This is a genomic window from Sphingobacterium nematocida, from assembly GCF_900168125.1.
Taxonomy (GTDB): Bacteria; Bacteroidota; Bacteroidia; order Sphingobacteriales; family Sphingobacteriaceae; genus Sphingobacterium; species Sphingobacterium nematocida.
Genome location: NZ_FUZF01000001.1, coordinates 265418 through 279072 on the forward strand (window position 1 = coordinate 265418; position 13655 = coordinate 279072).

The 13655-nt window shown below is 44.1% G+C and carries 9 protein-coding genes; 1 reads left to right on the forward strand and 8 read right to left on the reverse strand.

Annotation, left to right across the window (positions count from 1 at the left end):
- Window positions 1-14: 14 nt before the first annotated feature.
- The gene (locus B5X76_RS01180) at window positions 15-1019 is read right to left on the reverse strand and encodes a FecR family protein (RefSeq protein ID WP_079640597.1); all 1005 of its coding nucleotides are present in this window, start codon (window positions 1017-1019) and stop codon (window positions 15-17) included.
- Between the two features lie 9 nt (window positions 1020-1028).
- Window positions 1029-1637, reverse strand: coding sequence for an RNA polymerase sigma-70 factor (locus tag B5X76_RS01185; RefSeq protein WP_079640598.1), 609 nt, complete (start codon window positions 1635-1637; stop codon window positions 1029-1031).
- Between the two features lie 177 nt (window positions 1638-1814).
- Here B5X76_RS01185 and B5X76_RS01190 point away from each other — a divergent pair, with 177 nt between their 5' ends.
- Entirely contained in the window at window positions 1815-2801 is a 987-nt protein-coding gene (locus B5X76_RS01190) for an aldo/keto reductase (RefSeq protein WP_079640599.1), read from the forward strand.
- Window positions 2802-2897: 96 nt separating this feature from the next.
- Here B5X76_RS01190 and B5X76_RS01195 read toward each other — a convergent pair whose 3' ends face one another.
- From B5X76_RS01195 to B5X76_RS01220, 6 genes are all read right to left on the reverse strand, one after another.
- Window positions 2898-5375, reverse strand: a complete 2478-nt coding sequence (locus B5X76_RS01195; protein WP_079640600.1) for a phosphocholine-specific phospholipase C — start codon at window positions 5373-5375, stop codon at window positions 2898-2900.
- A gap of 26 nt (window positions 5376-5401) precedes the next feature.
- Window positions 5402-6841 (reverse strand): SusD/RagB family nutrient-binding outer membrane lipoprotein, encoded by a 1440-nt coding sequence (locus B5X76_RS01200; protein WP_079640601.1) that lies wholly within the window; start codon window positions 6839-6841, stop codon window positions 5402-5404.
- 10 nt (window positions 6842-6851) lie between these two features.
- Entirely contained in the window at window positions 6852-10214 is a 3363-nt protein-coding gene (locus tag B5X76_RS01205) for a SusC/RagA family TonB-linked outer membrane protein (RefSeq protein WP_176140960.1), read from the reverse strand.
- A 226-nt stretch (window positions 10215-10440) separates the two neighbouring features.
- A complete protein-coding gene (locus B5X76_RS01210; protein WP_079640603.1) occupies window positions 10441-11619 on the reverse strand; it encodes a FecR family protein in 1179 nt (392 codons plus the stop codon).
- Window positions 11620-11820: 201 nt separating this feature from the next.
- Complete coding sequence (locus B5X76_RS01215; RefSeq protein ID WP_079640604.1) at window positions 11821-12414, reverse strand: RNA polymerase sigma factor; 594 nt, start codon at window positions 12412-12414, stop codon at window positions 11821-11823.
- 297 nt (window positions 12415-12711) lie between these two features.
- Entirely contained in the window at window positions 12712-13635 is a 924-nt protein-coding gene (locus B5X76_RS01220) for a TlpA family protein disulfide reductase (protein ID WP_079640605.1), read from the reverse strand.
- Window positions 13636-13655 lie beyond the last annotated feature (20 nt).

A 13655-nucleotide genomic window follows, 5' to 3' on the forward strand; every position in this document is an offset into this window, starting at 1 on the left:
GTTTGCGTAAAAACTTATTTAATGATGACTACCGAATCCTTTATCTCATACTCAAATGGATACGCAATACTCATTACACGTAGGAGTTCTTGCAATTTAACATTCGATATATTACCCGTGTACAGCCTTTTTGCTACTTCCGGATTCTCAAACACGAACTCCTTTCTATAACGTTCTTTCAGCCGGATGGCCAAATCCTTAAAAGCAATTTTGCTAAAGACCAAACTATCCTGATAAAGCTGTCGTGCTGCGACCAGTTCTTGAGGACTTAACGTATCTACGCGTATATCCCGGGTGCGGCTGGCACCTGACTTCCAGGATACTTTCTGATTAGGCAAGATAGACAGCACCTGTGCCGGGTCTTTTTTGTTGATCAGCTCTACTTTACCGTGGTACAAAGTCAACTCTTTCTGATCGCTGTCGTCGTGTTGCTGGATATCAAACAAAGTGCCCTTTACGACAGCTTCCCAGGTTCCTAAATCAATATGCATAGGTTTGGCGGCATTTTTCACCACATCAAAACGCGCACTACCTTTCAGGCTGGCCATTCGCTCCAGCCGACCAAAAGCTTCGTTGTAGCGCAGTGTCGCCCCCCGACTTAAGATCACCGAGGTACCGTCGTCCAAGGTCAACCAATAATTCTTATCAGAACTCAATACCTCTTGATAGGCAGACTGTTCTCCATCAGAACCAAAGCTATTTTTTTCAGCAAGGTAATTCCACAGTAAGAACAGTGACAGGCAGGCAGCGACCAGGGCCGTTGCTCTCCAGATAACAAACCTGGATTTCTTCGGGGGCGCTGCATCGCCCAGACGCAGGCTTAATTTTTGAAAATGTAATTCCTGCTCCTTATCCGCGACATTCGGTTCCTCGTATGCAAAGAAATCCTCCAGTTGTTCGACAACGGGAACATAAGCGTTATGACTGTTTAAATAGATATCAAAAGCAATCTGCTCCTCGCGATCCAGTCCATCCGCGACTTTTTTTGATAATAATCTTAAAAATTCTTCCTTTTCCATGATAACACATTAAAAAAATAGGCTAAACAGACTCCGTCCTCTTCGTTTGGGAGACACATCTTTATCCAAATAAAGCTCGATGATCGTTGTCAGCTGTTTCACCGCCTTATACAAATGGTTCTCGACTGTCCGAAGCGATATTTCCAACAGATCAGCGACATCCTTGCTTTTCATCCCCTGCTCTTTAATCAAGGTAAATACCAGTCGCCGCTGTTCGGGCAACGAATCAACAGCCGTAGTCAAAAGCTGCATCAATTCCTTATGCTGCAGCAGGTCTTCCGGACTATCGGCGGCCCCTCCCTCTATCTCCCTATCCAACAACTCCGTTGCACCTACTTCACGTTGTTCTCTACGTAATATATTGAGGCAAATATTTTTGAGCGAGCGGAATATATAAAACTGTGGATGTGTCACTTTTCCCAATTGCTCTTTCCGGGTCCACAACTTGATAAATAGATCGGATGTGGCCTCTTCGGCTAGTTCCCTAGATTTTAACAAGCTGTAAGCATAGGCATGCAAAGACGAATACAAAAGCCGATGCAGCTGCTCGAAGGCCAGTCTATCCGCAGCTTCAATACGGCCAAACAACGTCAATAATCGTTTTTCTTTTGTATACATATCCTTATCAGGTATAATTGTCCTAAAATACTATAATATTCCCCGCTTACTGATAGCCCCTCGTAAATAGTATTGCTTTCTATTAAAGACACGGCTTTTTGCAAACTTACTCACTCCTTAAAAAAATAAATTTAAAATGCTCCTTTTTGTATCTTGCGGTAGCAAACGTACAATAAAATGGAATTTAGCGCAGAAAGATATTCAACAACAGCCTATCGCCGCTGTGGACACAGTGGTATTCTCTTGCCGGCACTGTCCTTGGGTCTATGGCAAAATTTTGGTGATATAGATGACCCCTCGATCTTTAAGGAGACTTTGATAACGGCCTTTGACAATGGCATAACCCACTTTGACTTGGCCAACAATTATGGCCCGCCTCCGGGTTCTGCGGAACGTAATTTTGGAAAAATATTAAAAGATAATTTCAGCGGATATCGGGATGAACTCCTGATCTCTACGAAAGCCGGGTACACCATGTGGGATGGCCCTTACGGCGATTGGGGAAGTAAAAAGTATTTAGTTTCCAGTCTCGATCAAAGTCTTAAGCGACTGGATTTAGATTATGTAGACATATTCTATCACCATAGACCAGATCCTTTGACGCCATTAGAAGAGACCATGGCTGCCCTTGATCTGCTCGTGCGACAAGGAAAAGCGTTGTACGTTGGTCTGTCCAACTACCCTCCCGATCAAGCAAAAAAAGCAATAGATTTACTACGGTCTTTGGGTACGCCATGTCTAATACATCAACCCAAGTACTCGATGCTCGTACGGACACCTGAGGAAGGCTTGCTCGATGTACTACAGGAGGAAGGTGTAGGCTGCATCGCCTTTTCGCCACTTGCCCAAGGTCTTTTGACCAACAAATACCTTAAAGGAATACCCGGTGATTCCCGAGCTGCACGCGAACATTTTCTCAAAACTTCTAATATTACTCCAGATTTAATTGAGAAACTTACGAAGCTGAACGAACTGGCAACCGCCCGTGGACAATCGCTGGCTCAAATGGCGCTTTCCTGGATTCTAAAAGATGAAAGAGTAACGTCGGTATTAGTAGGTGCCCGAAATAGAGAACAGTTGTTAGACTCTTTGGAAAGTCTGAAAAACATCCAATTTGATGACGAGGAACTCCGTAAAATTGAGGAGATATTGCGTGAAGAATAAGTATCGGTAATCATTCAAACATGTCTGAGGATTAGCACCTCAGACATGTTTACAGCGGCGCGTTCTACATGTTGCTTGCGCGCCTTTCCAACCCTCTTAAGCCATCTGTGGATCGGTTTTCGAAGCCTTACCGATCTCGACCCGCCCAGCAAACTGCTCTGAAAAACCAGCACAGTCTTTACAGCTCACCTGCACATCATACCATTGGTATTGTCTGTCGGTATCCCAGACTACGGTCTTGTGCGCACCTGCCTGCAGTCGTACCAGCTTTGCCTGCTGCCCGTAGCTTAGATCTTCCAAACGTAATTCCAGCTCCGTCTTACCTCTATTTTCGAGATGTAACAACAAGCGACCCGTTAATTCCTTCGACCGCTTACGCTCATAATCGCAGTGTATACTGACCAATGGATTCTTATCACTTCCTTTGAACAAGCGATAGAAGCCATTCGGGCCATACACGGCAAGCTTATAGCTGTTTAATTTGAAGTTCCCTATCGACCATGAATCAGCAACGTTATCAGCCGCACGTACCGCATAATTTCTAGATCCACCCTTTTCACCCAAGTATTCGGTCTCACTATAGATGGTAAATGGTGCCCCTACCGATGCTTTGCCAAACACTTCCTGTCCAGCCTTCATTGCAATGCTGTAAGCCCCTTTCGCAGCGTCCCACGTTCCATCCACGTATAGTTCGTAAGGCAGACTACAAGAGTCACTCATGCCGGCCTCCTGTTTTGGAAAATAGGGCGATCGCCTCGGCGTCTTATCCATCAAACCGATCTCCGAGTCTGACAATGCATGGAATCCTTTGGGGTTTTCCTTAAACTTCGCCTGATGTATACTTTCCATAAAAGGCGTCTTCTCTAAAAAAGCCGGCTTGGCGATCGCCTCTCCATTATAAGGTCTAAAAGCAGAAGTTAAGTCTCCACAGACCGTACGACGCCAGCTTGTAATATTATCCTCTCTCACAGGTTTGCCCGTCTTATGGCTTATAAAGGACTCCAAAAATTGCAAAGGCGACGTATGGTCAAAGACCTGCGAATTGACCCAGCCCCCTCTAGACCAAGGTGAAGCAATCACCATAGGCACCCGGTAGCCGAGACCGATACTACTTTCCCGCCCACTTTCCGGATAATACTGCTCTTCTCTTTTCACATATTCCAATCGGGCGTCGATACCATCAGATACCTTACCCGAATCCCCTACATAAGGATTAGGCGCGACAAAGGGTGCTACATGATCAAAATAACCATCGTTCTCGTCATAGGTCAATATGAATATTGTTTTCTTCCAGACTTCAGGGTTCTTGGTAAGAATATCCATCACCTCACTCACGTACCAGGCTCCAAACCAGGGCGAATCCGGGTGATCCGAAAACAACTGTGGTGCAGCCAACCAGGATACGGTGGGAAGTTTGCCGTTGTTGACATCTTGTCGAAACTGATATAAAATATCGCCTTTCGGAATCATCAATTCCCGCTCAGTGTCCCCATCCTTATAACGCATACTTTCCAGCTCCATATAGTCCGGATCCCCACTATTATTGACTAGCGCCCGCCGGTGTATTTCTTTGGTATAGGCATCTAGCTTTTCAAAATTAGCCTCCGTATACTGCTCCTGCTCTATAGTGCAAGTCTCCAGTCTCTTCGTCAGTTTATCGAACTCATCACCAGAAGTGATCCCCGCCACTTTCAATTTCTTCAAGTCCTCTTCCAGTTGCTTTCGGCGCGATGCTAATAGATCCCGGTACCGTTTGCTGTATTTGACCGCATACTGCGGAAAATACTCCATCACATTACAGCCAAAATTGCCCAGCCAGCTATTGGCCTGTCCGCTGTAACCCGCACTGCTTGACGATATCTCATTCTGGTATATTTTCCATTCTACCCCGGCATCCGATAAGCGTTCCGGAAATGTCTTCCATTTTGCCTTACCACTAAACTCCGAATCTCCATTCCATACCAGCGCATTGTCTTTCCGGTTTTCCCGGATATTTCCTGTCCAGAAGTAAAGCCGATTTGGATTTGTCCCGGTCAAACTGGAACAAAAGTGCTGGTCGCACACCGTAAAAGCATCCGCCAGCGAATAGTAAAAAGGGATATCTTCACGCGTATAGTATCCCATTGTTAAGGGCATATCCGCAAACTCTTTAACGCCAGAACGCTTGAATTCCAACCAACGGTCCATCTTACCCTGATTACGTGCATCGGTCTGATCCGTCCAGTTGTGCGGTAGGCAACCCATCCAGGTTACCTTTGAATCTTTAATGTCCAATCGAAACGGCGCATAGGTCGTATCGTCGGGTTGAGATTGCATCCACACCCTACGTCCATTGGGCTGACGGATAGCTCTTGGATCGTTAAATCCTCTTACCCCCTTCAATGTACCAAAAGCATGATCAAATGACCTGTTCTCCTGCATCAGTAATACGACATGCTCCGCATCTAAAAAAGTACTGCCCAGCTTTGGATCTATAGCCATCGCTTTAGCAATCGAATCCGGTAGCAGCTGAGACAGGGATACGCCCCCCGTTAGCATGGCTACCTTTTTCAAAAATTCTCTTCTATTATCCATTTATAATCCCGTAAAATATAAGCTATCTATTTGATTAACCACATACTGGCGTTAGTATCATCCCCTTCAGGGTATTGTCTTTTTATCGCTTCATTCAGGTTTACTTCATTTAGCTGAACCTCCGTCAACGGATACTGCCAACGTTTTGGCACCCGTCCCCCATTTAGTGTACCTGGGCCAACACGCAACACTGGGACTCCCGTGCGCCTTTGCTCATAAAAAGGTTCCCATCCCGAATTCATATAAAAGGAAATATATTTCTGTATCCATATTTTATTCAACACATCGGTTCCGTTCAATGCGACTAAAGGTTCCGCCAGATAAGTGGTTACACGAGCTGCGTTGATGCCGTAAAATGCCATCGACGCTGTAACAGCTTGCTTATAATGTGCTTCTAGATCGCCTGTAATCCATCCGCGTTGAATCGCTTCTGCAATTATAAATTCCTGTTCCGCATAGCTCAGGAATATCATCGGTTCATTGACGGGATTCTTGAGGTCAACATAGCGACGGGCGATTAAAGAAGAGCCTGCTGCTGTACTCTGTTGGTCCGCTGGCGACAAACCTGCGTCCACACCCTTATAGTTTTCAAACACACCTGCAGTCTTGCCTGCTATAGGCTCGCCAAATGAAAACAGACGCGGATCCCGACGTAGTTGCAGCATTTCTACAAAGGAGGCCTCCAGTGAAACCAGCGTCGTAACGCTCAAATGCCCCGCAGTAGGATAGTAATTGGAAGGATCGGAGTTATTAAATACCAACTGCCCATTGTCCGTATTACTTGTCATTAATGGATAGCCGGCCGGATCGTCGATTATTTGCTTGAACTGCTCTCTTACGTTAATCTTTGTCTGCCCGTCTTTTTTAGAAAGATGCATCAATATTCTTAAACGGAAAGCATTGACCAGCTTTTTCCATTTCAAGATATCACCTTTATAAATAATATCTCCATCAACAATACCGTTTTCGGTCTGCAGCAGCTTGTTAGCCTCCTCTAGCTCGACCAATACGTCAGCGTAAACATCCTCTTGGGTATCGTATTTGGGTTGATTATTTGCTTCACCCAGCAATGATTCGGAATACGGTATATCTCCAAATGTCTCCGTTAGTTTTGTAAAATAAATCGCTCGGAACAACTTGGCTATCCCCTGATAGTTTTTATTATCCGACGCCAGCTCTGCCATCTTCTTCACCTGCGTAAGACTCGTAAAACCAGCAAACCCGCTCCTGTTCCAGTTGTAATTAACCGATTCGCTAGGTCGCTCATAATACGTCAAATGACGGGAGGCATAAGCTGCATTGATCGGATTATTATTGAATATATTCTGACAGATGGAAGCCATCAATAATGCCGGTGTCGCATTGGTTGGTTTGTTCGGATTATCTTGGTAATAATCGAACTTCTGACAGCCCAATAGCGAGAAAAGCATTAGAATTACCCCTATGTATATATAGTTATTTTTCATGTCGCAAGGATTAAAATTTAAGATTTAGATTAAAACCTATATTCCTGGTCGTAGGTTCGGCCAGTTGAAGATCCGTATAGCCTTCTGGATCCATATAAGGCACTTTGGACCACATCAGAAGATTTCGACCTACCAATGAAAAACTAGCGCTCTTAAATGGTGTCTTTGTAATCAATCTATTGGGTACATTATAGCTCAATGTAACCTCCCTTAGTTTTACAAAAGTACGATCATACAAGGTGGATTCAACTATACCGTTTGCATATTTGGCAAAGATATAATCCACGTAATTGGCAGCAGTGGTATTCTCTTCAAATGTACGCGTATCACTCGTGGTATTACCTTGCGCATCGTAAGTAACATTACCCCCCGTCTGCGTTACACCTCCGCCTACATAAGTCTTTTGCCCCAGGTAGGCATCGTCCCGATAACTGTTGGCCGTGTTTGGATGCATACCGCCTTCATACATCTTGGCCTCTAGCCCATTGTACATCTTACCTCCTATGCGTCCGTCGATGGCAAATGAAAATCCAAAGTCCCTGTATTGAAAATTGTTTTGAAAGCCAAATTCCCAATCAGGTAGCGTATGTCCTAGATTGACGACCTGATTTATATATTGCGGGATACCATTTTCGTGCACGATCTGCCCATCTGCAGACCGCTGCCAGGCCCAGCCTCTGAAGGCATCCTTACGTTCGCCAACCCGTACACCTTCCCGTATTTCCTCTCCACCATGGTATTCCAGTACCGTAGTGCGCAATTTCGAATAATTAAAGGTGGTGTTCCATCGGAAATTATCATTCTGAACAGGTGTACCACTCAGTACCAGTTCTATTCCGCGACGACGATCCTTGTCTCCGTTCAACAGCATCTGAGTATAACCCGAAGCCTCCGACATCGGCACATATACGACATTATTGGTCAGGTCGTAATTAAAGAACGTAAAATCTAAGCCTAAGCGATTTTCCAAAAAGTGTAACTCCGCACCGTACTCTTGCGATATGGTTTTATTCGGCTTCAACCCCGGAGAGATAAGTGTTGATGGCAACGACAATGAAGGCGTTCCATCCCAACGGCTACCAACATTATAAGTTAGCAAATTACTATACGCAGCCACATCTGTCGTAGCATCTGTCACGGCACCACGCAGTTTGAACAAGGATATCGCATCCGGCAAGTTGATCATCTGAGAGACCATCAAGCTTAATGCAGCCGAAGGATAAAAGTATGAATGATTTGGAGCTTGTAGTGCCGATGTCCAGTCATTACGTCCCGTGATACTCAACGTTGCCATATTCTTGTAATCCAAATCTATATAACCGTACAATCCGTACACCTGTTTTTCAACCCGTTGATTGGTGGATCGGACCGGATCTCTAGAATTATCTAGGTTATACCATCCAGGTACAGACAAGCCTCCTGTAGTACGGGATTCCAACTGACTATACTGATCCAAACGTGTACTGGCTCCAACACTAGCTGTCAAATTGAAAGACGGCGTTATTTTTTTATCGTATGTCAAAAGTGCATCACTCACAAAACGCATTCTATTATTCCGATCTACCGAATAGTTACCATAAGGAGCTGCGTCTGTCCCATAGTTAATATAACTGTACGGGATCTTCGATTCACTATTGGCAAAATTAGTTGTCACACCGCTACGTACCATAAACTTCAGGTCATCATTGAATGTATAGGTCAAGTTGCCCTGTGCTACAATAACATCGTTGCTGTAAGCCCGTTCCTTTTCATAGGCCAGAAACCAAGGGTTATTGTACCAACTGTAGTTATAAGTAAGCTGTTCTAACCCCTCCCGACCGGGTTTCCAATATTGTCTCAGATCCCGGATATCCACTTCCGATCCCATCCAAAGAATGATATTATACAAGTAATTATCCGGTGAATATCCGCTATTCGGATAGTTTGGCGAGTAGTGTTTATTATAAGACAATGTAGCTTCAGCATCCAATTTACTATTGATCTTCAACTTACCACCGAGATTCAGTGTGGTCGAATTTAACTTCGTATTGGGTACCTGTCCACGCTGGTACATATGAGAAACGGATATACGGTAATCCGTCCGATCGCCCGTACCAGCGACACTTAGGTTATGTGTCGTTATCAATCCATTATTTAAGAAATTCTTCAGATTATCCTCACCACGCTCGACCCAAGGCAAAGGAACCAGTTTATTCGTGGTCATATCCAACGGGCTATTGTATTGCGGTATCTCTACAAATCCACTAGCTGTAGAAGGGTCTTTTTGATTCAGTTTAGGTCCCCACACATAACCGTAAGCATCATTCACCCCACCTCCTTTACCATCCACAAATGCATATTTACCGTTAAAACCCATCCCATAGTCACGTTGCGTTTCAGGTATTCTTAAAAATCCAGCTTGAAACTGTGTACTGGAGTTGTATCCCAAATCGACACCTTTATCTCCTCCCTTACCCTTCTTGGTCGTGATCATAATGGCACCATTTTGTGCTACCGAACCGTAGAGTGCCGACGACGCCGTACCTTTAAGGACGTTGATACTTTCGATATCATCTGCGCTTAGACTCCACATATCAAATCCATCGGGAGCAGGCACACCGTCGATTACGATTGTGGTCGCTGATCCGCGGAGGCTGATCCCTGGGTTTTCGAATAGTGTAGACTTGGACGAAATGCGCAGCCCCGCCACCTTACCGACCAGATTGGCCGCTACATTGGACTCCCGGGCTACATTCAGGCTCTCACCTTTTACTTCCTGCACCGCATAGGCTACTTTTCGCTTCTCCTTGCTAATGCCTAATGCCGTCACCACTACTTCTTCTACATCATTATTCGCCGGGGATAGTTGTACCGAAAGATGTGCAGTGCCCGACACCGTCACCTCCTTACGCTCATACCCTAAATAGGAAAATACCAAAGTCGTGTTCATAGGTACGGAAAGGGTGAAATTACCATTTTGATCGGTGGTAGTTCCGGTCTTGCGATCAGCACGGCTTGCAACCGAAACGCCTGCCAAGGGAGCAGCGCCATCCGTGACCGTTCCAGAAACTTTTACCTGTACAATCTCCTCGGAACTATTATCCGCTTTTGAAACGGTAATCGTCCGTGCCATCTTTTTGTAGGTCAGTTTATGCGGTCCCAAAATGGCGAGAAGCACCTCGTCCAGCGGCTTGCCCGAAAATGATACATTCTTTAAATTTAGATTTTTGACCAGATCATTCGCATAAAAAAACTTATAATCCGTCTGTTTGGCAATATCTTTCAACACATGCTCTAAAGAGGCATTTTTTAAGGAAAGATTTATTGTCTGACCGTTACTATGCGCTTGCACAGTGAACGAAAAAATAAAAATCAATACAACCGTAAGTTTCATTTTTAGATAATTCATTTTTCGTATTGGCCCACAACAGGTTTTACCCATTTGTTGTTTGCCGTAAGGGAAATATTCAATAATTTTGAAATAAGAGTTTGTTTATTTTTTTGAACAACTATTTTTTGAACTTTAGGCGGGGATGTTGCAACCATCTCCGTCTTTTCATCATCCTAATACACCGCTTTTCTGTTTTTTATCATAGGCAACTATTTTTCTGAAAATGTTTTTACGAAAGTTTTTTTGCTTTAACAATCAATTTGCGTCCATCGATCTCAAATGAACAGGTGCTCACCGACTCCAACATAGCCAACACGCCCTTTAAACTGCTGTTTCTATCCATACTACCGCTGTAGACTCCTTGTGGTAAATCTCCCACAACGACAACCTGTAAATCATACCAAAGACCTATATCTTGAAGGATCTGCTTTAAATGCTCATCTTTAAAGTAGAAATAACCGTTTTTCCAAGCTGTAGCGCTTTCCAGGTCTGCAGCGACAACCTTAAGAGAGTTGTTCGCTTTATTCAACAGTACCTTATTGCCGGGCATGAGCTTTCGACGGTCGCCTTTATACATGGCTTCTATCACCCCCGTCACTAGCGTCGTAGAGATCAGATTTTCACTTTGTGCCTTGATATTAAAAGAGGTACCTAGCACTTTGATCGACAAATCATCTACCTGTACCGTAAATGGTTTAGTGGCATCTTTACGAACATCAAAAAATGCTTCGCCCTCGACCTTCACCATACGGCTATCTGCAGCAAATCTGTCGGGAAAATATAACTTGGAGTTCGCATTCAGCCATACTTTGGTGCCGTCGGGCAATGTCATTGCGTAAGTTCCTCCCTTGGGCACCTCTAGCATATTCCACTGCGTACTTGACCCTGCGCCAGATTGACCACGATAATCCAACTGACCGTTACGCGCTTGCAGCGACATGCCGTAGATATCTTTATCCATATCGGCTACGTCATTCAGATCGATCGTCTTTCCATTCGAAAGATGCAGCCTAGCCTGGCTCGATCCCGGAGCTACATCATTGACCACAGCGCTGCCCATGGCCTGCCGATCCGTTGCCGGCCGCTCCAATTGCGGTAACCAGAATAGTCCGCTAAACCCAATAAACAAAATGATCGCTGCCGCAGCCATCCAAACCCAGCTCCGTTTCTTTTTAGTTGGACGTATAATCTGCTTTCTTAGGCTTAGATCTACCCGTCCCAATATCTGCGCGATCTCATCAGTAGGCGAAGATATCGGATCGGTCAACTCCTTCTCCACCAACAATCGCAATTCATCCAGGGATTCGGGATTGCCAAAATGAGCCAAGAGTCGATCAATTTCTGATTCTGTACATCTATTCTCCATGAAATTGTTAAACAATTCCGTTAGATCTTTATTACTTTTCAAGTCGTTTGTTTTAATACATTACGCTCAACTCTTAAAAAGTCATTACAACAAAATGAAAAAACTTTTTTTTTCCTTTAAATCACCAACAGACATCAACCGATCCGATGTCATCGGCAGAGCTCTTGAATACCAATGAAAAAAGAAGGCATCATGAAAAAAGTTCTTGATGGCCATTGATAACAAACACTTTCAGAAAAAAAATTAAATACCCCAGAGAATTAATAGTAGGTAAGGTAAGTTTACGGGATCTTTAAAGAACACCTGTAATTTTTTATGGGCTCTATTGAGGTGTACACTGACTGTGTTGGGCGAGATCTGAAGTATATTGGACACTTCCTGGTAGCTTCTTCCTTCGACCTTACATAATTGATATACCTGCCTACATTGGGGAGAAAGGATGTTCAAGGCTTTATCCAATAATTCTTTGCTTTCCTTGCGCTCTAAGATACGATCGACATGCTGGTAACTCCATTCGGCATAATGCTGTAGATAGCTACGATAGGCATTGGATCTGGAAGATTTTCTATAGAAGTCGATTACTTTATTGGATGCTATCCGGTGAAGAAAACCTCCGAAGGAAAGATGAGGATCCACCTCCGCCCTATTCTCCCATACCTTCACGAAGACATCCTGCAGTACATCCTCGACAGCCTGAGGACATTTCAGTAACTTGAATAGATTCGTCGCCAATTGGAGCTTGTGCATATTATATAGATATTCAAAGGCTTCCACATCCCCAGACTGCAGCCTTTTGATCCATACTTCCTGTGCCAAGCTATCGACTATTATCTCCATGATTCAAGCAACAAAACTATAGAACAAATGTAAAATCTATACTAATGCAATATTAATTTTAGATCACCAAGGTGTTAAATAGTATTTATATTGGTTATGCACTTTATGCTATAAAGGTAATAAGTCCCTTTATAAAAACAAACTATTACGTGCTTTTAAGAGAAATAGACTGCAGCAGAGAAGATGGAGAGGAGTTCCGAAAAATGGAGGAGACTTTAGGTACAGAATAAAATGTATCGGAATAATTCAAAAACAGGTCTGAGGATTAATGCCTCAGACCTGTTTGCGTCTTAAAAATTAATAATCTACCAATAACTCTTTCAACTTCGCCTCCAGAGCGTCACCATGCAGATCGGTAGCTACTATAATTCCCTTGCTATCGACTATAAAATTCCGAGGAATGGCAGTAATATTATACGTTTTGACTATTGGGCTTTCAAAACCTTTCAAATCACTTAAATTTGTCCATTGGTAGCCATCGGCTTTGATGGCATTCTTCCACTTGTTTGCCTCCGTATCGAGCGAAACTCCAATTACCTGAAATCCTTTCGACTTATACCTGTCGTAAAGCGGGATCAGTTCACGGCCCTGTATGCGGCAAGGTGCACACCAGCTGGCCCAGAAATCAATGAATGTGTATTTACTGTTGGAGACGATATCGTTGGATGACAGCAGCGTACCTGCGGTATCTTCCATTTGAAAATCTTCATAACGCAAAGACGCCGACCCCCGCTTCAAATCGCCCGTTGCGACAGAATTGTTATCTATTAGGACCTCATCACCATTGACCGTCAGACTAAAGCGTTTGATCGATGGAGGTAAGCACATTCGGTCGTTGCAAGCCTGCGATTTAATTTTTATCGACAATACAAATGGAGCATCCGATTTTAAGCGCACCACCTGAGCAAATGTCACACCCTTTGCGTAATACGGGACACGCTTTTCCGCATTGGTCGCCTCTCCTTTTTCCGACGTGGCCCCGATAAATTCTAATCCATCTGCTTCCGTAAATGTAATCTCCGTAGGCATGCCCAAGCCACCCCCAGACGACTGCTGCGGATAAATATGGTAAGGCTCCTTTATCGTAGCATTCATATTAATGCGATAAGTTAGATCAGCGATCTTCTCACTGTTTATTTCCCAGGACACGGGGTTATTACCTTGGGCAAACCCTGAGAAGGCCAGGATATTCAGCCATACGAACCATGCAATTTTCAACATACCATACTATTCTAAAGATC

Coding starts and splice junctions, on each gene's coding strand:
- B5X76_RS01180 (WP_079640597.1), bottom strand. CDS start 1,019: ATGGAAAAGGAAGAATTTTTAAGATTATTATCAAAAAAAGTCGCGGAT.
- B5X76_RS01185 (WP_079640598.1), bottom strand. CDS start 1,637: ATGTATACAAAAGAAAAACGATTATTGACGTTGTTTGGCCGTATTGAA.
- B5X76_RS01190 (WP_079640599.1), top strand. CDS start 1,815: ATGGAATTTAGCGCAGAAAGATATTCAACAACAGCCTATCGCCGCTGT.
- B5X76_RS01195 (WP_079640600.1), bottom strand. CDS start 5,375: ATGGATAATAGAAGAGAATTTTTGAAAAAGGTAGCCATGCTAACGGGG.
- B5X76_RS01200 (WP_079640601.1), bottom strand. CDS start 6,841: ATGAAAAATAACTATATATACATAGGGGTAATTCTAATGCTTTTCTCG.
- B5X76_RS01205 (WP_176140960.1), bottom strand. CDS start 10,214: ATGAAACTTACGGTTGTATTGATTTTTATTTTTTCGTTCACTGTGCAA.
- B5X76_RS01215 (WP_079640604.1), bottom strand. CDS start 12,414: ATGGAGATAATAGTCGATAGCTTGGCACAGGAAGTATGGATCAAAAGG.
- B5X76_RS01220 (WP_079640605.1), bottom strand. CDS start 13,635: ATGTTGAAAATTGCATGGTTCGTATGGCTGAATATCCTGGCCTTCTCA.